The organism is Methanoplanus limicola DSM 2279, assembly GCF_000243255.1.
Lineage (GTDB): Archaea > Halobacteriota > Methanomicrobia > Methanomicrobiales > Methanomicrobiaceae > Methanoplanus > Methanoplanus limicola.
In genome coordinates, this window is the sequence record NZ_CM001436.1 from 624690 (window position 1) to 647354 (window position 22665).

Genomic DNA, 22665 nt, shown 5'->3' on the forward strand with positions numbered 1-22665 from the left:
AGCCTCTTAAATTAAGATTAAACACAGGTTCGTACAGATGCTAATGATGGCAGAACTGTGATAAGCGCTCACTGAAGAACCGTACAAAACAACATCGTCTTTCACATATGGTCTGATATATGGACTCAGACTTCCTTAAAACATCGTCACGTATGCTGACATATGAACCGCTCATCCGTATTACCTCCAAAAATTTCATCTCCGTACCCGATACCGGCGTTAAAAACCTGAATCTGATACTGTTATCTGATATTTACTCTGTATGTCTGAGATCATAAAAAAAGAGTACTAATGTTTCATAGGAGATATTTCGGACAAAACAGCGGAGACATCAGGAACACTGAATATATCAAAAGACAAATAAATCATATTTTAATCATTGATGAATAATAGTTCAACATACGGGGATTTTAAGCAGATGGCAGCCGGAGATTACACAGAAAAACAGTTTGAGACCGATATAGAATATTCACTATGCACAGACGGCGGTTATGTCAGGGGAAACCCGGAACAGTTCAACCGCACTCTTGCACTTGACACAGAAACCCTCCTTACATTCATAAAGACAACACAGCCAAAGGAATGGAAGAAATACACAAGTATCTACGGCAGTGAGAGTGAAAAGGCATTCCTTGAGAGATTCACAAGGGAAACTGCAAGAACAGGCATAATCCGGGTACTCAGGCAGGGAATAAACGACAGGGGATGCAGATTCAGGGTAATCTACCGGAAGCCGGAGACCGCAATCAACGAAGAGTCAAAAGAACGCTACGAACAGAATATCCTCCACTGCACAAGACAGCTCCATTACTCACCTGCAAATGAGAACAGTCTTGACATTGTGCTTTTCGTAAACGGAATTCCGGTTGTGTCAATCGAACTCAAAAACCAGTTCACCGGCCAGAATGCTGCAAACGCAATCGGGCAGTACAGATTTGACAGAAACTCCCGCGACCCTATCTTTGAATTCAAACAGAGAATTATTGTCCACTTCGCAATCGATCTCTGCAACGTCTATATGACCACCCGCCTAAACGGGGCAAAAACAAAATTCATACCCTTCAATCAGGGATCAAACGGAGCAGGCGAGGTAGGAGGAGCGGGAAACCCTCTCACCTATGACAGATACCAGACATCATATCTCTGGGAGAAAGTCCTCACAAAAGACTGCCTCCTTGAAATCCTGCACAAATACCTCCATATTAAAACCGAAACTGTAACCGACAGCAACGGAAAGACAGAGATAAAAGAGACCCTTATATTCCCAAGATACCATCAGCTTGACGTTGTAACAAAACTCCTGTCAGATGTAAAAGAGAATGGTGCAGGCAAAAACTACCTCATACAGCACAGTGCCGGGAGCGGAAAGTCAAACTCCATCGCATGGCTCGCACACCGGCTCTCAGGGCTGCATGACAGTTCAGACGAAAAAATCTTCAAATCGACAATAGTCGTCACCGACAGAAAAGTCCTCGACAGCCAGCTCCAGGATACAATATATCAGTTCGACCATGTCCAAGGTGTTGTTGTAAAAATAGACAAAAACTCAAAACAGCTTAGAGATGCAATCAACTCAGGTGCAGGAATAATCATCACAACGCTTCAGAAATTTCCGGTAATCTTTAAGGAAATAAGATCAGAAAACAGAAATTTTGCGGTAATCGTGGATGAAGCACATTCGTCACAGACCGGAGAAGCGGCAAAAAAGCTCAAAACGGCCCTTGCAGACACAGAAGAGATCCTTGAGGAGTATGCAAAAGCCGAACTCGAAGAAGAGGAGAAACGCCCGGACGAAGAAGATAAGTTGGTCGCCGAAATTGCAGCACAGGGACAGCATAAAAACCTCTCATTCTTTGCCTTCACAGCAACACCAAAAGACAAAACACTCCAGATGTTTGGAGTCAGACAGCCGGACGGCACTTACAGGGCATATCACATCTACTCAATGCGTCAGGCCATTGAAGAGGGATTCATCCTTGACGTACTGAAAAACTACATGACATACAGCATGTACTACCGGATAATCAAAAACATACCCGATGACCCGGAGCTTGACACAGCCGCAGGAATAAAGGCGATAAGACGTTATGAAAGCCTTCACCCCCACAACCTCGCCCAAAAGACCGCCATCATGGTTGAGCACTTCAGAAACCGGACTAAAAACCAGATCGGAGGCAGGGCAAAGGCAATGGTCGTCACACCGTCACGCCTTCACGCAGTCAGATACTGCTTTGAGTTTAAGCGGTACATCAAAGACAAAGGTTACACAGACCTTGATGTTTTAGTCGCCTTCTCCGGTGAAATAACCGATGACGGGACGACATGGACCGAAGAGAAGATTAACAGAACAAAATCCGGTGAACAGATTAAGGAGAAACAGCTCCCGAAAGAGTTCCATGAAAATTTCAATATCCTCATAGTAGCTGAGAAATACCAGACCGGATTTGACGAACCTTATCTCCACACAATGTTTGTCGATAAAAAACTCAGCGGAGTAAAAGCAGTTCAGACACTCTCACGGATAAACAGAACTGCCGAAGGCAAAGAGAGCACATTTGTCCTTGACTTTGTAAACTCCGCAGAAGATATTCAGAAGGCATTTCAGCAGTATTACGAAGCAACCATCCTTGCCGAAGAGACAGACCCCAATGTATTATACGACCTTAAATACACCCTTGACGACTTCCGGGTTTACAGAGAGCCAGAGATAAACTCCTTTGCTGAAATCTTCTTTGCAGATAAAGAGGAAATGGGAAGACTCTCAGCAACGCTCCGGCCTGCAATGGACAGGTTCGCTGCAAAGTCTCCGGAGGACCGTGAAACATTCAGAACAACACTCTCGCGTTTCATCCGGATATATGGGTTCATCACACAGGTATGCAGGATGTTTGACCCGGATTTGCACAAATTCAGTGCATATGCAAAATTCCTCTCAACCGTACTTCCAAAGGGAGAAAAAGTTACTGTGGACCTGGACGATAAAATTCTTCTGCAGTACTACAGGCTTGAAAAGAACTTTGCAGGGTCAATCGTCATGGACAGGCATGACGACTATTCCATCGATCCAATCAAAGGAGAGGCCGGAGCAAAAAAAGAGAAGAAAGACACGCTCACAAAACTTCTTGACCGGATAAATGAAAAGTTCGGCACAGACTTTACCGAGATGGATAAGGTTCTCTTACAGATTGAAAATGATATCCGGGCCGAAGAGAGCCTTGTCAATTTTGCACAGAACAATGATGAGCGTGTCTTCAGACCGGTCTTTGAAAAAGTGTTCAAAGATATAGCAATTCAGAGGTATGAGCAGAATGATGAATTTTTCATCCGCATGTTCAATGATTCTTCATTTATGCAGTACACAATGGACCTGATGCGTTCAGACATATACAGAAAGATCAGGACCGCACAGGTGTGACACTGCTTTTACATAATTTCAAAAAGTAAAAAGGGCACTACGGAAAATCTAAAATTATCACACATCAATTAGAATAATATGGCGCAGAGTGCAAACCCTCAGACGCAGAGGAAGACAATAACCATCAGCATAGATACCTTTAACCGCATTAAAGCAAGAAAAGGTGAAAATGACACTTATGATGACGTCATATGCAGATTCATTGCAGAACCACGTGAACCTGATGAAATAGATGAGTATCTTGAGGAACTAAAGAAAAACAGGAAAGAATATAAACGAATTGCAGGTTACGTCAAAGAAGAAATTAAAGAAGCAGAAGGAGAATAACTTGCCCATAATGGATACAAGTTTTATAATCGACATTTTAGAAGGTGATAATGAAGCCAATGAAAAATATGAGGGGCTATTAAGAAGTAATACAGAACTTTTCAGCACAGTATTTACTAACATTGAATTATATCAGGGAATTGGAAACAAATCCGGTAAACCCAAAGATGATTATGAAAAACTGCAAAAATTCCTGAGTATGATCAATACCATAGGCTACGAACCCGAAGACAGTGACATTTGTGCAGCATACTGTTACAAACTCATGTGCCGGAAGAACAGTCCCGTCCGGAAACTAAGAGGGTATGATATAGCCATTGCGGCAATAGCACACCGCACCGGCCAGGCAGTAATCACAAGGGATAATCATTTCAAAAGCCGCTACAACGTCCCTGTAATATCATACTGAATCAGTCGTAAAGAGTCATCTGCGCAGATAACACAACACCTCAGCCGCCATTTTTGCAGCAGTTACCATTCTGACGAACTGAAAAATAAAAGTAAATCAAATAAACCACAGAAAATTATTATTTAACCAGATAATGAAATATGCGGAGAAATACTTAAAATGAGTGGACTGGGCGGGAATTGAACCCGCGGCCTCTACCATGCCAAGGTAGCGATCTTCCCCTGATCTACCAGCCCGCAATTTTAATATTGCCTAATAGAATGTGTGCTTTAAACAGATATACTTTGTTTTTTTACCGGAGATTTATCACCTGAAACCTGGCCGGGAAATGTTACATTTACGGGCCGTTAACAGAATACCAACGGAATGATAACGGGAGATAAACAGAATAATAACGGGAGATAAACAGAATGATAGCGGGAGATAAACAGAATGATAGCTGGAGATAAACAGAATAATAGCGGGAAAAAAAGGACGATAAAGGAAAATAATAAAATAAGATCTCCGGATTAGATACATAACCAAAACCCTCCGGAAAGAATAGGGAAATAATAAACCTGAACCGGATAAAACTTCTATATGAGAGAAATTTTCAGAAAGACCTCCCATATGGCATTTGGTCTTCTCATCACCGCATTCATATTCTTATCCCCGCATGACCTTGCCGTGCAGGTTATGACAGCAGTTGTTTTTGTATCTGTCGCAATTGCGGATGCGATATCAAAAGGCTACAATATCCCGCTTTTCTCAGCGATAGTAAACAGGATGGAGAGGGATGTCAATGTTCCCGGTAAAGGTGCAATAGTATTTTTCATAAGCGCCCTTCTCTGCACAGTAATATTCTCCAATGATTACGCCGCAATCGCCATCCTGGTACTCTCGGTAACTGACGGAATTTCAACAATAGTCGGGACAAAAGCCGGCAGACACAGACTATACAAAAAGAAATCCTGGGAAGGGACAGCAGCCGGACTTATAGCCGGATTTATTGTCCTTCTGCCATTCTTAACACCGGCAACAGCAGTTATTCTTGCCATAGCAGGTTCGGCTGCCGAACTGCTCTCACCAATAGATGACAACCTGACAGTGCCTTTTGTGGTATGCATCGTACTGTATGCACTTCAGTTTATCTGAACTGAAAATCACAGGGAAAGATTATATTCTCTCATTTCAATAGAAAGACAATATGAAAGTAACTGGTTTTGTGGGAAGCCCAAGGAAGAATGGAAACACAGCCGCACTGGTATTCAAAGTGCTTGAAGGTGCTGAAAAGGCAGGTGCAGAGACCGAACTTGTATATCTCTGCGATTATGACTTCAAAGACTGCCAGGGATGTATGCACTGCAAGTCGAGCGACAGTTGCAGGCTTGAAGACGGAATGCAGGAGTTATATGACAAAATCAGATTCTCAGATGCCATAGTATTCGGCACTCCGGTTTACTTCTCCCAGATGTCAGGACTGATGAAAAATTTCATCGACAGAATGTATGCACTAATCGACAGGGAATACAACTCAAGAATAGATGCCGGAATAAAATACTCAGTTGTCATGACACAGGGCAACCCCAACAGGGCAGCATTCAGGGACATTACAAAAACCTTTGACTTTGCAATGCACTTCTTTGAAGGTGTGAATTCCGGCTGGGTTGTCGCAGGCGGACTTGCGAAGCCAAAAGACGTCCTCGAACAGGAGGATATACTTGACGAAGCGTTTGAAACCGGAATAAAACTTGCAGGTCAGAATAACAGTGAAGAAACAGGGATTTAAAAGTAAATTCCGGACATCACCACATCAAAAAATATATCTTTTTTTGCAAAGCCTCCTTTGGCCCTTTACATCACAAAACAAACGGATAAACCGGCACTGAATCCTTCAGCCGGAGAGGGAAACAAGAGACATATCAGACACATTATAAAATAATCACTCAGATAATACAAAACTTTACAAAGCAAACAAATCAACACATTATAAAATAATCACTCAGATAATACAAAACTTTACAAAGCAAACAAATCAACACATTATAATTTACAAAATAAATATTCCAGACAGAAAAAATTATTATAAAACCAGCACAAAAAGCATCAATTTAAAAATTAAAGAGTCTAAAGCAGAAATAACGTACAAGAAAAAAATAGTCATACATAAATATCATAATATCAACCATAAAATAAGGTGATTTATGACCGGAAAAATAATTGAATTAATAGATAAACTTGTAGAATTAAAATCAGGCGGCAATCCCACAGTCGCCAATACAACAAGAACAAAGCTTCTCCTTAAGGGAATAAATCCAAAAAAGTACGACAGAAATTCAGTAGATGACCCTGAAGTCATTGATAAAATAAAATCTGTAGCAAAAGAGATGGGAATTGTATTATAAAGGGATTATCATGAAAACTTCAACAGCATACTCTATAAAAACCGACATCAATGATGCATCTGAGGAGATTAAATCCAAATTTGCAGGAATAAACCCAAAGATGGTTATTTTCTTCTCATCATCAGTTTACCCTGCAAAAGATACCGCCAGACTTATGAAGGAGAAATTTCCGGACGCAACTGTAATAGGATGTACAACATCAGGTGAGATTATAAGCAGCGGAATGCTAAAAAACTCCATCGTTGCAATGGCATTTCCTGAAGAAATGATCTCAGACATCGCCCTTGAAATAGTCAAAAATCCGGGCGACACCAAAAACACTGAAAAAGCGTTTGAATCCTTCGGCAGGCACTTTGGAAAACCAATGTCAGACCTCGAATTTGAGGATTACGTCGGCATCATTCTCGCCGACGGCCTGAGCAATTCCGAAGAAAAAGTTATGGACAAAATAGGTGATCTCACAAATATAACCTTTATAGGCGGATCTGCCGGAGATGACCTGAAATTTGAGAAAACCTGCATCTTCGCAGACAAAGAGACCTTCACAGATGCAGTACTGCTTGCAGTAATTAAACCCGCAAACGGATTTGACATAATAAAAACCCAGAGTTTTTCCGCTCTTGATAAAAAAATGACTGCTACAAAGGTAGATGAAGAGAACAGGACAGTCATAGAGTTCAACGGCAGGCCGGCTGCTGAAGAGTATGCATCACAGCTCGGTGTGGATACAAAAAAACTTCCCGAACAGTTCATGACGCACCCCCTCGGTGTAATTACGGATGACGACATATTTGTCAGAAGCCCGCAGCAGGTTGCCGGCAGTGCAGTGAAATTCTACTGCAACATCATCGAGGGAATGGAACTGAACATTCTCAAATCCGATGACATAGTAGAGAGCACAAGAAAGGATGTAAATGAGAAACTGTCAGAACTGAAAGAGATTTCGGGCCTGATTAACTTCAACTGCATCTTAAGAACCCTCGAACTGGAATCCAAAAACCAGACTGAAGAGTATGCTGAAATATTTGAAAACATCCCTGCAATCGGATTCAGCACATATGGCGAGGAGTACATCGGTCACATAAACCAGACAGCAACAATGCTTGTATTTAAGTAAAACAACCCCACTCATTCTTTTTTCAGAGATAATCCGGACAAAAAGAGTATAATTACCCGTATTTCCGGGCATAAACCGGAATTATTCAGAACAGCAGGACCATATAGACAAGAACTGTTGTCAGCAGTGAGAGAAAAAGAATTATCACCGCAACCGGAATTAAAAGACCGATCATAGCCCCTGCCGAACTTGCAAGCTGAGAGATCTTATGAGAACCAAATACTCTCACACCATCACACCAGGCAGTTGAAACGGCAACCTCAGACGGCGCAAGATCATCTGTCGCTCCCCTTACAGCATCGAGAATATAATCTGAGAAGTCTTCAAGAGGGACAGCACCGCCAACAGGATTTTTTCCGGAGATTATATTGACAACATGGGTGTCAGTTGTCATAACCTCACAGGCACCGGCATCCGTCTCACCGACAACAAGATCAATTATCCTCTCCCTAAGCCCGCTCACCATATTATTCCCGTCAAAGAGAAGATAAACCGAAATTTCCCCGCCGGAACGGACAGCAAATGCCTGAACCCCGAGGTCACCAAATCCACGTTCCCGCCCGAAAGGAAGTTTTACAGTGAAAATTCCGGTTTCAAAGCTGAAAGTATCCATCCCATGCATACTCCCGGAGGCAACCTCTGCCGTACGCATATACTCTATAGCCTTCCTTGAACCTGAATGAACAGCCGGGGCAATATCCTTCATGCTGTTATGACCATCAACAAAGGCGGTATTCTTAAAATACCTCCGCCCGCCCTCCATAATTGCAAGACCGACTGAGAAGTCGAGATCATCGGTAACCTCAGGAGAACGTGAGGCGATAATCAGAAGAGAATCTCCAAAAACCTGGGCGGTTGCATGAACAGGCTTTTCATCGAAATGAACCATCCGGCTTGCCTTTCCGGAGAAGACAAGATCCTTTCTCGTACTTTCAACCGCATCAGCAATCTTTAAAATCTCATCCGGAGATACAGGATTGAAGTCATGCGTAGCCGCCCCGTGCGGAACAAGAGTATCTCTCCCAAGAAGGGCATTCAGCTGAAAAGGAAGGTTGCTCCCGCCGATCTCACCAAGAGGGCCGGGATGGACATTCGGCACTGTAAAGATTATCTCATCCTTACCCTCCCTTTTAAAAAAGAGAGTTACCTGCGGGACAAAGACCTCCTCACCAAGCTCGGTAAATATCGCATCAAGGGCTTTGGAACCGTCATTAACATGCGCCATAAAGGCATTTGCCATTCCAAGCGCACTCACACCAAAATTTATCTTAAGAGGCCTTTCAATGAGCCAGACGATGAGAAACATACCGCCACCGAAGAATAACTGAAGCAGGAATGTAAAGATAAAGAACTCATCCGGAAAAAATATCGTGCCTGTAAATCCGGCAAAGAGGCTCTGTGAAAATGCCGGGAAGAATACATGGGAGAACCTGCTGTCGGCGAGGACAAGGAGGGTAATTATCCTTAAAGAAAATACAGCGGCAATTGATATCGCAAAGAAAAATTCAAGGTCATCCCAGAATATTGTAAGCGGAAGAAAAGAAAATATAATACTCACACCGACGCATAAGGCTGAAAGGAGAGCAGACCAGTCACGGCTTATCTTTCGGCCATAGGAAGAGAGTAAAAAATTGGTCATGAAAACCGAGAAAATTCCCGGCAGTGTGAAGCATGCTATCCCAAAGAAAGGCAGGACAAAGTTCTCACTCTTCATAGTGAATATGCCGGCGTATCCGAGCAGGTCGATGCAGATTCCGGCAAGTACAATAAATAATACAGACTTTTTCCAGTCCTGCGGTGTGACAATGAGGCGTGACAGCCCCTCAAGCATGCTCTCCTGTGAACTTCCCATAATATCCCTGATTATCAGAATTGCTTCCACAAATTAAATAAATTGTCAAAGTAATCTAATTGTATGAATAAGGAGGAGACATGGAAGAAAAAAGCCTGTTTAAGTATCTCATAATTGCAGTTGTCCTTCTTGCAGTATCAGCACTTGGCAATATCATCCTCTATACATCATTTATTGATGAACAGGATAAAGCGCTCAGATGTACAGTATCCGGAAATACGATTGAGGATAAAAAAGAGGACATTCCAAAGGAACTGTCATATCTCGATTACTCCGGCACTATGATGGAAGGTGCAGACCTCTCAAATGCCGCGGGCTATAAAGCAGTCTTTACCGGAACTGACCTCAGAAATGCTGACCTGCACGGTGCAAGATTTACACTTGCAGACTTCTCAGGTGCAGACCTGTCAAATGCGGATTTAATAGGTACAAAATTTGATTACGCCAACCTTAAAGGTGCAAATCTTAAGAATGCAGATTTAAGATATGCAGATCTCAGGGGCGCAGAGCTTGACAACGCAGACCTTACAGGCGCTATCATTGAAGGAGCGGATATACGCTGGGTAACAGGCAATTATACAAAGTAAAAACTGAAATTAAGCATAATTCCGGCATAATTTATCATCCGGAAAAAAATATTAATATGATTTATTCTTCCTTTCTCTTCTTCCCGCCCTCAACAGACTTTATTGAATCCATGCTGTAGTCTCCGGCTTCAGTCGTTGTTCCTTTCATAATATACGCAGGAATAGCTATAATTCCGGTGAGGAAAGCCGCGGCAACCACAATGATCAGGATTACAACCAATGCAATAAATACACCGAAAAGTATAGATTCAAGGAAATAAAGGACGACCAGAAGGGCCAGAATCACCAGAAAGGCGATGAGGAGAATTCCTCCTGCCCTTGAAGCTCCCGTATTCTTCTCCATAGACACACCCTTAGATATTAAATCCAAATCCGCCGCTGTCGCCGGATGAATTACTGGTCTGCGGAATGAAAGGAGTCAGCGCATTTGCAAGCTGCGGCAGAGTCATCGACTGGATGTAAACCCTGCCCGGCCCTGTAAGCGTTGTCACAAAGAAGCCCTCCCCTCCGAAGAGTGCGGTCTTTACGCCGCCCGCCGCCTGAATGTCATACTGGACAGTTGGCTCCCATCCGACCACATGGGCGGTTGAAACTTTATACACCTGCCCGGCTTTAAGGTCAATTTCAACTATATCTCCTGCTGCGTGGCAGAATACAAGCCCGCTGCCGGAGAGGTGCTCAAGGATGAGGCCCTCCCCGCCGAAGAAGGTTGAACCAAGCTTCTTCTGGAATGCGATCTCCCATTTTACGCTCTCTTCCGCACAGAGAAATGCGTCCTTCTGGACAATGAGGTCGCCGTCACCCATATCACGGGTGATGATCTTACCCGGGCAGTTGCCTCCGAAAGCGACATTGCCGGGGCCGCCCGTGCTTGTGAAATGAGAGACCATGAAGGACTCACCGGCGAGCTTTCGCTTAATGCCCGTAAAAAGTCCGCCCTGAAGCTTTGATTCCATATTGATATTGCCGCTCATGTAAACCATTGCCCCGGCTTCGGCGTAGATTAATTCACCGGGATTAATTGCAAGGTTTACAAACTGTAGATTGTCTCCTATTATTTTATAGTCCATTTTCTCACCTGAAAATAGATTTAATCTCAATATATAATTAAATATCCCGGATTCATGGAATCAAAAAGAGGCAGACAATCTGATCAGGGACGGAACGGAAAAGATGACGGCCGGGGAATGCCGGAGATCATCAGGACAAAAATAAAAATAATAAAATGCCAGTTACTGACGGCAATAATCAGGCAGACTTCTCAAGATATGCAAGAAGCCTTGCCCTTGACTTGTTCATATCCGGAAGCGAGAGTATCTGTCCTTTTCTGATGAAATTTTTCAGCATGGGTTTTGCACCCTCAGGCGGGACAGCTCCCGCAGGAAGGAGAAGGTGTTCGCCGTCCTCAAACTCATATATCTCCTTCACACCGCTCTTCTTTCCCCTCTTCGACACCGGCAGCCCTTCAATCTCAATAATATCAAGTGAGAAATCAACAACAGGCGCATTGGCGATCGCACCGCCCACACCAAAAGAGTCCACAATATCCCTGTACTCCAAAACATCCTCAGCAGTCAGACCTCCGGAGAGAAAGATCCCGACATCAGTAAAACCATTGACATCAAGCTCCCACCTGACCTCCTCAATGATACTCCTCATATCCCCTTTTCTTGACCTTGGCGTGTCAAGGCGGACAGATGCTGCCCCCGCTCTTGCCGCAGAGAGTGCCTCCCTCTTCTCATCACAGTATGTATCACAGAGCATTGTCCTTGAAACCTCAGGCGGAGCATGCCGCATAAAGGCATTCCAGGCATCAGCAGGTTTGTCAAAGCACATCACATAGGCGTGCGGCATAGTTCCTGCAAGCGGTATCCCCGCAGGTGCTGACGTATTACTTACACCCTCAACGCCTCCGATCCATGCAGACCGCTCAATCATCCCGGCAATGGCAGGATGCTGCCTTCGTGAACCAAAGGAGTACACCGGAACATCTCCGGCACAGATTTTAATAAGGGCGGCGGATGACGCAATTCCGGAGGCATGGCAGATCATACCGAGAAGTGCAGTCTCATAACGGGCAAAATCCCGGTAATTGCCTGAGATTCTCATAACAGGCTCACCGGGATAGAAGACACTGCCCTCCGGGATGGCATATACATCAATATCCAGCCCCTCAAGGAGATTTAAGGCATCACTTAAGCCGCAGAAAACCCCCCAGTCATTGCAGAGCGACGAGGCTGTAATCTCTACGGTAACAGCCGGATTTTTGTCCTCAATCGTTAAAATATCCTCAGTCCGTATAAAATATATATCAGTGGACTGGCCGGACTTAATCTCTTCTTCTCCGACGATCTGAAATATTCCCATAAAAACAGATTCAACCAGATTACAGATTAAATCTTCTGTCAGATTCTGCAGCAAAACCCACAGTCTTTCAGAACTCCGGATAAAATAAAGGCATAAAAAGAGAGAGAGACAACTATATCAGAGAATTACTGAACCGCTCCGGAAATCGCATATTAAATCCGGGAAATCAACGGATCAAAGAGCTGTTCTGTTCAATATCATAATTTACAGGATAAATAACAATGCTTGGAATAATCGGCGGAACAAGTCTCCTATATGCAGACATTCCCAATCTTAAGAAAAAAACGGTGAGCACACCATTCGGTCCGGCTGAAGTATATCTCGGTGACATTGCCCTCCTGATGAGACATCAGTTCAGCACCCCGCCGCACAGAATCAACTTTGCCGCGACAATATCGGCCCTGAAACTATGCGGGGTTGACAGAATAATCTCAATAGGCTCAACAGGCTCACTAAAAGACGAGATCGCACCGGGAATGTTCGTAATTCCGGACGACTACTTCAGCTATGCGGAGATCCCGACAATATACAACAACAGTATCGGGCATGCGGCAACCTCGGTGGACTATGATATGAGGTGCAGGCTGCATGAGATTATTCCGGACGCAGTCATGGGCGGCACATATGTCCAGACAGCCGGGCCGAGGTTTGAGACGCCTGCCGAGATAAAAGCACTGAAAGGCACAGGAGATGTTCTCGGTATGACGGTTGCAAGCGAGGCAACGATAGCAAATGAGCTGAATATCCCCTTTGCAGCGCTCTGTTCGGTTGACAACTACTGCAACGGACTCTGCCATGAGAAACTAAGCTATGAAGCGATACTGGAGAGGTCAAAAGCCGGAAAAGAGAGGATGGAAAGGACTGTCAGGGAAATTGCAGAGAAACTCTGAACCGGAATCAGAGACAAAGCCACGGCAGGGAGATCTCCGGTGCAAAAAATACAAAAACTTATCAGACATCTTATTAATTCCGGATATAAATAGCTTAAACAAATAATGGAAGTTATATTATGACCCCCGATGATCTTGACGATGATATATTTAAAGGCGGAATGTCGGTTTTCCTGAAGGATGCAAAGACTGCTGACGGAAGGTCAGGCATACTGATAGACGAAGACGGAATTATTGCAGCCATTGGATTTAAATCCGACAGAAAACCTGAAAACGAGGCAGACATCGTCGTTGAAGCCTCGGATATGATTGCAGTGCCGGGTTTTGTGAACACTCACACCCATGCGGCAATGTCACTTCTGAGAGGATATGCGGATGATATGCACCTTCAGGAGTGGCTTTCAGAGAAGATCTGGCCGCTTGAGGCACACCTTGTGGCAGATGATGTGTACTGGGGCACAAAACTCGCCTGCATGGAGATGATCAGAAGCGGAACAGTTGCATTCAATGATATGTATTTCTTCATGGAATCGGCTGCAAAGGCAGTAGATGAGACCGGGATGAAGGCTGTCCTCTCACACGGATTCATTGACTTTGGCGATGCTGAGAAGAGGGAGAAAGAGATCAGGGCAACAGAAAGTCTTGTCTCGCATATAAAATCGCTCAACAACCCGCGTATCAAAGCGGCAGTCGGCCCTCACGCCCCCTACACAGTATCAAAGGACGCCCTGAAATGGTGCGCCGGTTTTGCGGAGGAAGAGGAGATACTCCTGCACATTCACTTAAGCGAGACCGAACAGGAAGTCAAGGACTGCATTGAAGCCAACAAAATGCGCCCATCAAAGCTCCTGGACGAATGCGGATGCCTCTCGGAAAGGACAGTCGCCGCTCACTGCTGCTGGCTTAACGGGGAGGAATGCGAACTTTTAGGCAAAAGAGGAGTTTCGGTATCCCACAACCCTGCAAGCAATATGAAACTTGCAGTAAACCGGGCTATGCCATATAAAGAACTCAGGAATTCAGGCGCGAATGTAACTCTCGGCACAGACGGATGCTCATCAAACAACAACCTTGACATACTCGAAGAGGTAAAATTCGCAGCTCTGCTGCAGAAGTTTTACTGGAATTCAGACACAATCCTCCCTGCCGGGGAAGCACTTGAGATGATCACTTCTTCCGGTGCAAAAGCGCTTGGGTTTGGAAGCGGAAAGATCGAAGAAGGACAGTATGCCGATATCGTTCTTCTTGACAGAAAAACGCCCTGCATGACTCCGCTGTATAATCCTGTCTCGAATATAATCTACTCAGCGGGAGCAAACGCTGTGAATACTGTCATCTGCAATGGCAGGATATTAATGGCAGACGGATATATACCCGGAGAAGAGGAGACGCTCAGGAAGGCATCCGAGATTGCCGGAAACCTTGTATCAAGGTCAGAGAAGTAGCCGGAAAACCCTGGCTTTAGAAAAATACTCTGACCTTTCGCCCATTTCAAAAGGCAAATAATCAAATTGTAAACGAAAACCCCAGCATAGTGGATTATTTTTGTCATCAGAGCAATATATGAGATACAATGGCTAAGTTAGTGACTAATGAAAGAGTAGATGACATTCCTGTTTTACTTACTACTTTACAAACTATGAATCTCCCCGGAATCATAAATGATATTTGCCCTGCTCACGGAAACTGGGGTGGTCTTCCAATTGGTGAGACGTGTGCCGTTTGGATTACTCATATAATTAGTCAGGCCGATCACAGATTATGTCATGTTCAAAAATGGGCAAGTCAACATATCCATACATTAAGACTTTTTTTTGGAATGGAGGTGCGAGAGCTTGATTTTACAGATGACCGATTAGGAATCATACTTGAAAAATTATCCGATGATGATATTTGGGAACAGATTGAATCCCGACTAAATCAGGAAAGTCTGCGTGTTTATGATCTTGATAATCCTACTGTGAATTGACTGCACAACTGTCAACTCAAATTGTTTAGTGACGGAGGACGGTTTGATTCAATTTGGAAGATCAAAAGACAGGCAGGATATGCCTCAGGTTAAAATTGCTCTTGCAACAATAGATCCTCTTGGTTTGCCCGCAATCATTTCAACTTTACCCGGTAATCGTGCTGATGATCCCACGTACACCCCAATAATTCAAAAAGTCCGTAAATCGCTTAATAAATCCGGACTCCTGTATGTTGGAGACTCTAAAATGAGCGCGATGTCAATACGGACAGAAATTGTCCGGAATGGTGATTTTTATCTCACACCGCTCCCGAAAAAAATAATTCCGACTTCACTTCTGAGAGAAAAAATAAAAAATTTTGGAGAATCCAGCAGTTCCCTTATTGAAGTCACAAGAGAATATTCGGATGGTGAAATTCGCCCAATTGCAGAGGGATTTGAAGAATGTACATCTCAGATTTCTGTTGAAGATGATGTTGAATTTCAATGGGAGGAGAGAAGAATCTATGCACGTTCCTTTACCTACGCTGAAGCTCAAAAAAAGGCACTGGACAAGCGCATTAAAAAAGCAACTGAAGAAATTGAGAAGATGAATTTAAGAGGAAGGGGTAGGAAACCACCAAAAACAATAGAAGAAGCCTTAGAGAAAGGGGATGAGATTCTTAACAATTACTCCCTTATCGGCATCCTGGAAATTATCTTTGAGGAAAAAGAGGAAAGGATTACCAGGAGAAAATATCAGGATAATCCGGAACGTGACATTGTTAAGAAAATAATAAAATGCAACGTAAATCTAAATAAAACGGCGTATGATGATGCATGCCAGACCATGGGATGGCGTGTTTACGCGACAAATAAACCTGAGAGCAGCTTTTCTCTTGAAAAAGTGGTACTGGCATACAGAAATCAGTACATTATTGAAGATAAATTCCACCGGCTGAAAAATCATCCAACATCACTCAGTCCAATGTTTCTAAAGCGTGATGATCATATTGATGGTCTGATCAAACTTGCGTCACTTGGATTAAGAGTACTGATATCAATTGAGATGAAAGTTCATGAGTCTCTTGAAAAAAGTGGGGACTGCCTTGCAGGAATATATGAATACAATCCCAAACAAAGTACAAAAAAGCCACGTGCTGAAAGAATGTTGAAAATTTTTGAACATATTACTTTGACAATAGTAGATATTGATGGCGTAAATACGGTTTTAATGAGTGAATTGACCGATTTACAAAAGAGAATATTGAATCTTCTGGGGACAGACGAAAGAATATTCATGAGAATTTGTGAGAATCTATGATTTGCTATTTAGGATCAGCGAAAGGCCAGATACTGATAAAATATTATAACATTTTCTGCCTGATTATCAGGCAGTCTTTATATCCGCTTCTTTTTCAAGGCCAAGCTCTTTTATCGAGATTTCCCTCATCTCGCCCTTCCTGATCTTTCCGGAGACTGTCATCGGGAAATCGTCCACAAATTTGACATATTTCGGGATCTTGTATCTTGCAATCTGGCCGTCGCAGAACTCCTTTAATTCCTCACCAGCCATTGTAAGGCCTTCATGCAGTTTAACCCAGGCCATAAGCTCCTCACCGTATTTCTCATCCGGAACCCCGATTACATAGGCATCGAGGACTTTAGGATTTGTATGGAGGAATTCCTCGATCTCACGCGGATAGATATTTTCGCCGCCGCGTATGACCATCTCCTTTAACCTGCCGACAATCTTGACAAAACCTTCCCCGTCCATTATTCCGAGATCACCTGTGTGGTTCCATTTATCTGCGTCAATGGTCTGTCTTGTGGCGCTTGGGTTGTTGTAGTAACATTTCATCACAACATAACCCCTTGCACAGATCTCTCCGGGTTCTCCTCTCAAAACGATCTTCTGTGTTACAGGATCGACTATCTTTATCTCGACATGCGGGAATGTCCTGCCAACCGTAGAGACTCTCATTTCAATAGGGTCATCCGTTGTTGTCATGGTAACTCCGGGAGATGTCTCAGTCTGGCCGTACACAATGACAATATCACGCATATTCATCTTCTGGTTTACAGCCTTCATGACCTCTATTGGACACGGAGAACCGGCCATAATTCCGGTACGGAGGCTGTCATACTTGTATTTGTTGAAATTGGGGTGCTTAAGTTCGGCGATGAACATTGTCGGAACGCCGTGCACCGCAGTGCATTTCTCCTTATCAATGGTTCTTAAGACTGCCTCAGGATCAAATGCAGGTGACGGGATGACCATTGTTGTGCCATGCGTGACACAGGCAAGGTTTGACAGGACCATTCCAAAGCAGTGATAGAATGGCACGGGAATACACAGCCTGTCTTTTTCGGTGAATTTCATTCCGTTGCCGATGGTGTACCCGTTATTTAAGACATTGTGATGGGTGAGGACGACACCTTTCGGATAACCTGTTGTCCCGCTTGTGTACTGGATATTAATTGGATCATCAAAAGAGAGTGAATTACCACGCTCAGTCAGCTCATCCCGGCTTATGTTTTTGCCCTTCGCAATAAATTCATCCCATGTAAACATGCCGTTGTACGGGACATCACCAAGGAAGATGACATTTCTGAGGAATGGAAACTTTTCTGTGCTTATTTTGCCGGGCCTTGACTCAATAACCTCCGGACATGCCTCATAGAGCATGCCGACATAATCCGAACTCTTGAATCTGCCCTGAAGTATAAGAGTATTCACCTCTGCCTGTTTGAGTGCGTATTCCAGCTCAAACGTCCTGTATGCGGGATTTATATTGACCATAATTGCGCCGCATCTGGCAGTTGCAAACTGTACGACTATCCATTCAGCATAGTTGAGCGCCCAGATAGCAACACGGTCACCTTTGTTGACTCCTATGGCCATAAGGCTAAGTGCAACTTCATCCACTTTCTTCAGAAATTCGCTGTATGTCCATCTTATATTCTGATCAACTGACACAAGTGCCTCATTATCCGGATATGTATTGCTGATTCTCTCCAGCATTTCGCCTATTGTCTCCCCGATAAGAGGTATTGATGAAGTGCCGTTTGCATAGCTGATATTGGCCATATCCTATTACATTAGCCGGTTAAAAAAATAAAAATGCCGGAGATTAATATCAAAATTTTTAAATCAACATATGTCATTATAGTATAGGCACTAGGGGTCGTGGCCTAGTCCGGCATGGCGACGGGCTCCAACGGTCTTTGCGTGTGATGAACAATGGGTCTGCTGATTTGATGATGATCCGTTGGAGCGCTGATGTAATAACCAATTGATGAGTTTCAGCGTGTGAGCATGCATATTCGGAGAGACCCGTCGATCGTGAGTTCAAATCTCACCGACCCCACCTTTTGTTAAAATTATTCTTTCAGAGACATCTGTACCAAGCATCTATTTTTACCATTAAAAACCATAATATAAGACAGGTAGGAAACTTCAATGTATTTAGTAGGCGAAGCCCTGGAGGGCGAAGGTGCAGAACTTGCACATATAGATCTTTTAGTCGGCGACAAGACCGGCCCGGTCGGCATGGCTTTTGCAAACGCAATGTCACAGCTCTCACCCGGACACACACCACTTCTGGCAGTAATAAGGCCTAATCTCTTAACAAAGCCTGCAACACTCATCATACCTAAAGTGACTCTTAAGACAGGAGAACAGGTCAATGCAATGTTTGGCGCAGTTCAGGCAGCAGTTGCAAAGGCTGTTGCAGATTCAGTTGAAGAGGGCGCATTCGGCGATGCCGATTTAGAGGAGATTGTACTCCTTGTAAGTGCATTCCTTCACCCTGATGCAAAGGACTACAACAGGATTTACCGCTACAACTACGGTTCAACAAAGCTTGCAATCACCCGTGCACTCGCAGGATTCCCTGACAAGGAAACAGTTCTCAAAGAGAAAGACCGTGCAGGACACGCTGTTATGGGATTCAAAGTACACAGGCTCTGGGACCCGCCATACCTTCAGGTGGCCATGGACCTTGTTGACATGAAGTCTGTAGAGAGAGTACTGACGTCAGTGCCCAAGAATGACCATGTATTAATTGAGGCAGGAACACCTCTGATTAAGCAGTTCGGACTTTCAGTAATTGGTGAGATCAGAAAGATCAGACCTGATGCGTTTATCATCGCTGACTTAAAGACCCTTGATACCGGAAACCTTGAGGCAAGGATGGCAGCAAACGCATCCGCAGACGCTGTTGTTGTATCAGGGCTTGCACCTGTGCCGACAATTGTCAAATTCATCCAGGAAGCAAAGAAGACCGGCATCTACTCAGTCATTGATATGCTCAATGTTGATAAACCGGCAGAGCTTATAGAAAAGCTTGCAAAAGAAGGCGCAGTTCCAAGCATTGTTGAGATGCACCGTGCCATTGACGCTGAGGGCGATGACTACAACTGGGGCGACATTCCGGCAATCAAAGAAGCAGCCGGCGGAAAACTCCTTGTCGCAACCGCAGGCGGTGTCAGGCAGCATGTTGTAAAGGACGCTCTTAAGGCAGGCGCTGATATTTTAGTTGTCGGAAGGGCAATCACTGCATCCAAGAACATCCAGAACTCGGCAGAGCAGTTCCTTGAGGAAATGAACAAGGAAGAGATTGATCAGTTCAGGATCATGACTGATTTCTGATTCAGTCATACAATATTTTTTTAAAGAATTTCTTTTTTTAGCTCCTTTTCACAACACAAGTATTGATAAACAGCACGTCGTTAAGAACTCACTTAAAGCAGGTGCTGACATCTTAGTTGTCGGAAGGGCAATCACTGCATCCAGGAACATCCAAAACCCGGCAGAGCAGTTCCCTGAAGAGATGAACAATGAAGAGATTAATCAATTTAGAATCATGCCGGGGAATAATTTCACCGGCAATAATAGTTTAAGGGCATAGTTAAATACCATAAATATCATAACTGCAATTTTACGCGATAAACTGACCTAACATATATATTATATCACTATGTCCCTGAACAAAAAGAGGAACAGTTCAGGACTATAGTGAGAGAACGATTATACATCTTATTTCATATTATTAAATGCAGTTTCCTTTGCGAAACTCAGAAGTGGATTATATGAAAAAGATTATGTTTATACTTATAGCTTTAGCTATGCTTACAGCATATGCAGCAGCAGAAGAATTTGAGACAGAACAAATTGAATCCGTAGAGGGTTACACAGTATCGTGGATTGAAGACAAAGAGATAACAGATAATTACCAGACAAGAACAGTGTACGAAACTATAGTCCAGGGAGAGACAGACTGGCTTTCCAAAACAGTAAACAGTTATACCACTCAGCTCCATATTGATTTAAACTGGGGTGATTCATCAGATTCTCTTAGGTTAAAGATTTATTCTCCAGATGGCCACACATTCGGATATTACTATGACAACAGTGATGGTTCAAATGACGGAAGAATTCAGTTCAATATCAATAATCCGGATGGCATTGCCAGAGGCACCTGGCGCTATGAGGTTTATGGATACGACGTATCAGGAACAGAGGATTATACCATATGATGTATTAAATAAAATATGATGGATCTCCACCAGAAATTAGTAATCTTTTTTTTATTGACTGCTCTGCTCTGCATTTATCCCGGATGCTGTGAATACACAGTCACATTTGGTGAAAGTAACAGCCCGGATGCAGATATTTCTGGAGCAGATAAATCCACGACCTTCCGGGAACTGCCGCTCTGGATTAAAATATCATATGTTGCATCAATTATTGCCGGATTTTTTGCAATTGTCAAATTTTTGCCCCCAATAGTTGGGAGAATTCGTTATGTTCTTGCCAATGAAAAAAGAAAGGAAATTATGGATTACATATCAGCAAATCCCGGAAAATCTGTCGGTCAGCTTGCTGAGGAACTTAATACCAAACGTGAGACTATCCGGTACCATCTTAATCGCCTCGAAAAAAATAACCATATAGTTTCTGAAAAAGACAGTAATTCCAAGAGAATTTTCATCAACCAGAACAGGTTTACAGGCCCGGAAAGAAGAATTATTGCCTTATGACATAACCCTGTTAAGGCCAGAATTGTTGCAATTATCCTGAAATATCCGGGAATAAAAAATTCCGAACTGAAAGAAGAACTTAACATTTCAAAAAGCGCTGTGACGTGGCACATCAAAAAGTTAGATGGTGCAGATCTGTTATCCACAAGGATCTCAGGAAAATTCAGGCATTATCATATCAGATCAGAGTTTGAAACTCTTTTCATCGAAAACCTGCCTGATGAGATAAAAGATGAATATAATCTGAAAGCTAATAATCAGGAAGATAAATAAAAGCAAATTATCAAATTGGATAATATTTCCCGGATACTTATAAGCTGACTGATCAATTACCTCAACAAATCAAATTATGAAACATTATAATTATACACCCATTCAATGAATTGTAACCCGGAAAGTCAGATTATTAGGGCAGTTCTGAATCTATTATGCACAAAATTAGCGCATCAATTAATTTAGTCGAATAACTGAATAGGATTACTCCATTTTATCAAAAATCAGTCCGCAAATAATAATTTCACCAAAACTTTATTGCCCGAAATATCCTGATCGCAGACAGTATTTACTGACATTGCACTATCAGTTCAAGACTATAGTGAGAGAACATATAATCACTTACATCAAATTATTTATTTGAAGGGCAATCGAAGGAGTGATCTTTTGATTAAATCTTCCTAAACAGATCCAGTGATAATTGAAAGGAGAGAATAAGGGCCGTTTTAACCAATCCAGTCTCCTTATCCTGCCCTGTTGTCTGCCTAGTTATAGTCAACCGGCATTTAACTGAATCCACATAAACTCTGATTAAGGTTTGCATGCCGGTTTTTCCCGAAAAACTAAGAGTTAAAACTATGAAATTAAAGAGAGTCATGCGGGCCTTGAGCCTGATATTAGTAATGGCATTGCTGACGACGATGTTCGTTCCGGCGGTTAGTGCTGTCGATACGGATTTTATTTCCCCCAACTATGCAGGAAAAATTATTCCGTTTTGAGATAGGCGCAGTGATATTTTAGAGAGGAAAATCCAATATTTATTAAAAATAAGCCATCAGCGATGATTTTACAAAAACATTGTCACCCAAAATCTCCAAATCCCGGATATTGCTGTCAATATTACAATAACAGTTCAATGATGTGGTGAGAGGTCTATATATAGTCCTACTTTCTACTTTTAACTGAGGGGTAACAAAGAGTGATCTTTTGATTAAACCTTCACTAAAAAGTGGTAACTGACAGGAAAGAATAAGGGCCATTTTAACCAATTCAGTTTCCTTATCCTCCCCTGTTGTCTGCCAATTGTAGTCAACCGGCATTTACCTGATTT

At 43.1% G+C, this 22665-nt stretch carries 21 protein-coding genes, 2 tRNA genes and 2 pseudogenes; 17 read left to right on the forward strand and 8 right to left on the reverse strand.

All coding sequences use genetic code 11. The features are described 5' to 3' along the window. Nucleotides 1-40: 40 nt before the first annotated feature. Complete coding sequence (locus METLIM_RS16435; protein ID WP_157202221.1) at nt 41-199, reverse strand: hypothetical protein; 159 nt, start codon at nt 197-199, stop codon at nt 41-43. Between the two features lie 183 nt (nt 200-382). Here METLIM_RS16435 and METLIM_RS02985 point away from each other — a divergent pair, with 183 nt between their 5' ends. The 3 genes from METLIM_RS02985 (at nt 383) to METLIM_RS02995 (ending at nt 4151) form a co-directional block, all read left to right on the forward strand. Beyond that, nucleotides 383-3415 (forward strand): type I restriction endonuclease subunit R, encoded by a 3033-nt coding sequence (locus METLIM_RS02985; RefSeq protein ID WP_004076436.1) that lies wholly within the window; start codon nt 383-385, stop codon nt 3413-3415. Nucleotides 3416-3493: 78 nt separating this feature from the next. After that, the gene (locus METLIM_RS02990) at nt 3494-3742 is read left to right on the forward strand and encodes an antitoxin VapB family protein (RefSeq protein WP_004076437.1); all 249 of its coding nucleotides are present in this window, start codon (nt 3494-3496) and stop codon (nt 3740-3742) included. A gap of 10 nt (nt 3743-3752) precedes the next feature. Then, nucleotides 3753-4151, forward strand: coding sequence for a PIN domain-containing protein (locus METLIM_RS02995; protein ID WP_004076438.1), 399 nt, complete (start codon nt 3753-3755; stop codon nt 4149-4151). 164 nt (nt 4152-4315) lie between these two features. Here METLIM_RS02995 and METLIM_RS03000 read toward each other — a convergent pair. Further along, nucleotides 4316-4387, reverse strand: a tRNA-Ala gene (locus METLIM_RS03000). A gap of 343 nt (nt 4388-4730) precedes the next feature. Here METLIM_RS03000 and METLIM_RS03005 point away from each other — a divergent pair. The 4 genes from METLIM_RS03005 to METLIM_RS03020 all read left to right on the forward strand — a co-directional run bounded on the left by METLIM_RS03005 (nt 4731) and on the right by METLIM_RS03020 (nt 7652). Then, entirely contained in the window at nt 4731-5285 is a 555-nt protein-coding gene (locus METLIM_RS03005) for a diacylglycerol/polyprenol kinase family protein (RefSeq protein ID WP_004076439.1), read from the forward strand. A gap of 52 nt (nt 5286-5337) precedes the next feature. Next, nucleotides 5338-5919: a flavodoxin family protein gene (locus METLIM_RS03010; protein WP_004076440.1), complete on the forward strand. Its 582-nt coding sequence runs from the start codon at nt 5338-5340 to the stop codon at nt 5917-5919. Nucleotides 5920-6334: 415 nt separating this feature from the next. Next, nucleotides 6335-6535, forward strand: a complete 201-nt coding sequence (locus tag METLIM_RS03015) for a hypothetical protein (RefSeq protein ID WP_004076441.1) — start codon at nt 6335-6337, stop codon at nt 6533-6535. Between the two features lie 10 nt (nt 6536-6545). Then, complete coding sequence (locus tag METLIM_RS03020) at nt 6546-7652, forward strand: FIST signal transduction protein (protein WP_004076442.1); 1107 nt, start codon at nt 6546-6548, stop codon at nt 7650-7652. Nucleotides 7653-7737: 85 nt separating this feature from the next. Here METLIM_RS03020 and METLIM_RS03025 read toward each other — a convergent pair whose 3' ends face one another. Continuing rightward, a complete protein-coding gene (locus METLIM_RS03025) occupies nt 7738-9504 on the reverse strand; it encodes a DUF2070 family protein (protein WP_004076443.1) in 1767 nt (588 codons plus the stop codon). An 80-nt stretch (nt 9505-9584) separates the two neighbouring features. Between METLIM_RS03025 and METLIM_RS03030 the strand changes: the two genes are divergently transcribed. Beyond that, nucleotides 9585-10091, forward strand: coding sequence for a pentapeptide repeat-containing protein (locus METLIM_RS03030; protein ID WP_004076444.1), 507 nt, complete (start codon nt 9585-9587; stop codon nt 10089-10091). A 61-nt stretch (nt 10092-10152) separates the two neighbouring features. Here METLIM_RS03030 and METLIM_RS03035 read toward each other — a convergent pair whose 3' ends face one another. The 3 genes from METLIM_RS03035 to METLIM_RS03045 form a co-directional block, all read right to left on the reverse strand. Continuing rightward, nucleotides 10153-10434, reverse strand: coding sequence for a hypothetical protein (locus METLIM_RS03035; protein WP_004076445.1), 282 nt, complete (start codon nt 10432-10434; stop codon nt 10153-10155). A 10-nt stretch (nt 10435-10444) separates the two neighbouring features. Next, on the reverse strand, nt 10445-11161 hold the full coding sequence (locus tag METLIM_RS03040) for a TIGR00266 family protein (protein ID WP_004076446.1): 717 nt from the start codon (nt 11159-11161) through the stop codon (nt 10445-10447). A 178-nt stretch (nt 11162-11339) separates the two neighbouring features. Continuing rightward, nucleotides 11340-12458 (reverse strand): nicotinate phosphoribosyltransferase, encoded by a 1119-nt coding sequence (locus METLIM_RS03045; RefSeq protein WP_004076447.1) that lies wholly within the window; start codon nt 12456-12458, stop codon nt 11340-11342. 221 nt (nt 12459-12679) lie between these two features. On the opposite strand from METLIM_RS03045, the gene METLIM_RS03050 reads away from it, so the two are divergent. The 3 genes and pseudogenes from METLIM_RS03050 to METLIM_RS03060 all read left to right on the forward strand — a co-directional run bounded on the left by METLIM_RS03050 (nt 12680) and on the right by METLIM_RS03060 (nt 16620). After that, nucleotides 12680-13348, forward strand: coding sequence for an MTAP family purine nucleoside phosphorylase (locus tag METLIM_RS03050; RefSeq protein WP_004076448.1), 669 nt, complete (start codon nt 12680-12682; stop codon nt 13346-13348). A gap of 119 nt (nt 13349-13467) precedes the next feature. Continuing rightward, nucleotides 13468-14793 (forward strand): amidohydrolase, encoded by a 1326-nt coding sequence (locus METLIM_RS03055; RefSeq protein WP_004076449.1) that lies wholly within the window; start codon nt 13468-13470, stop codon nt 14791-14793. 128 nt (nt 14794-14921) lie between these two features. After that, nucleotides 14922-16620 (forward strand): annotated as a pseudogene (locus METLIM_RS03060) (IS1634 family transposase). A gap of 66 nt (nt 16621-16686) precedes the next feature. On the opposite strand, the gene METLIM_RS03065 reads toward METLIM_RS03060, so the two are convergent. Next, a complete protein-coding gene (locus METLIM_RS03065; RefSeq protein ID WP_004076450.1) occupies nt 16687-18387 on the reverse strand; it encodes an AMP-binding protein in 1701 nt (566 codons plus the stop codon). A 93-nt stretch (nt 18388-18480) separates the two neighbouring features. Between METLIM_RS03065 and METLIM_RS16440 the strand changes: the two genes are divergently transcribed. The 6 genes and pseudogenes from METLIM_RS16440 (at nt 18481) to METLIM_RS17115 (ending at nt 22333) form a co-directional block, all read left to right on the forward strand. Further along, nucleotides 18481-18667: transfer RNA gene (locus METLIM_RS16440), tRNA-Trp, on the forward strand. 92 nt (nt 18668-18759) lie between these two features. Then, nucleotides 18760-19950: a bifunctional 5,6,7,8-tetrahydromethanopterin hydro-lyase/3-hexulose-6-phosphate synthase gene (locus METLIM_RS03070; protein ID WP_004076451.1), complete on the forward strand. Its 1191-nt coding sequence runs from the start codon at nt 18760-18762 to the stop codon at nt 19948-19950. 440 nt (nt 19951-20390) lie between these two features. Further along, nucleotides 20391-20837, forward strand: a complete 447-nt coding sequence (locus METLIM_RS03075) for a hypothetical protein (RefSeq protein ID WP_157202223.1) — start codon at nt 20391-20393, stop codon at nt 20835-20837. A gap of 15 nt (nt 20838-20852) precedes the next feature. Then, nucleotides 20853-21341 (forward strand): helix-turn-helix domain-containing protein, encoded by a 489-nt coding sequence (locus METLIM_RS03080; protein ID WP_048145541.1) that lies wholly within the window; start codon nt 20853-20855, stop codon nt 21339-21341. Nucleotides 21342-21359: 18 nt separating this feature from the next. After that, nucleotides 21360-21614 (forward strand): annotated as a pseudogene (locus METLIM_RS17640) (winged helix-turn-helix transcriptional regulator); the annotation flags it as partial. A 542-nt stretch (nt 21615-22156) separates the two neighbouring features. Next, nucleotides 22157-22333 (forward strand): hypothetical protein, encoded by a 177-nt coding sequence (locus METLIM_RS17115; RefSeq protein WP_217177998.1) that lies wholly within the window; start codon nt 22157-22159, stop codon nt 22331-22333. 42 nt (nt 22334-22375) lie between these two features. Here the strand turns inward: METLIM_RS17115 and METLIM_RS03090 are convergent, their stop codons facing one another. Further along, nucleotides 22376-22654: a hypothetical protein gene (locus METLIM_RS03090; protein WP_004076453.1), complete on the reverse strand. Its 279-nt coding sequence runs from the start codon at nt 22652-22654 to the stop codon at nt 22376-22378. Nucleotides 22655-22665: the final 11 nt, after the last annotated feature.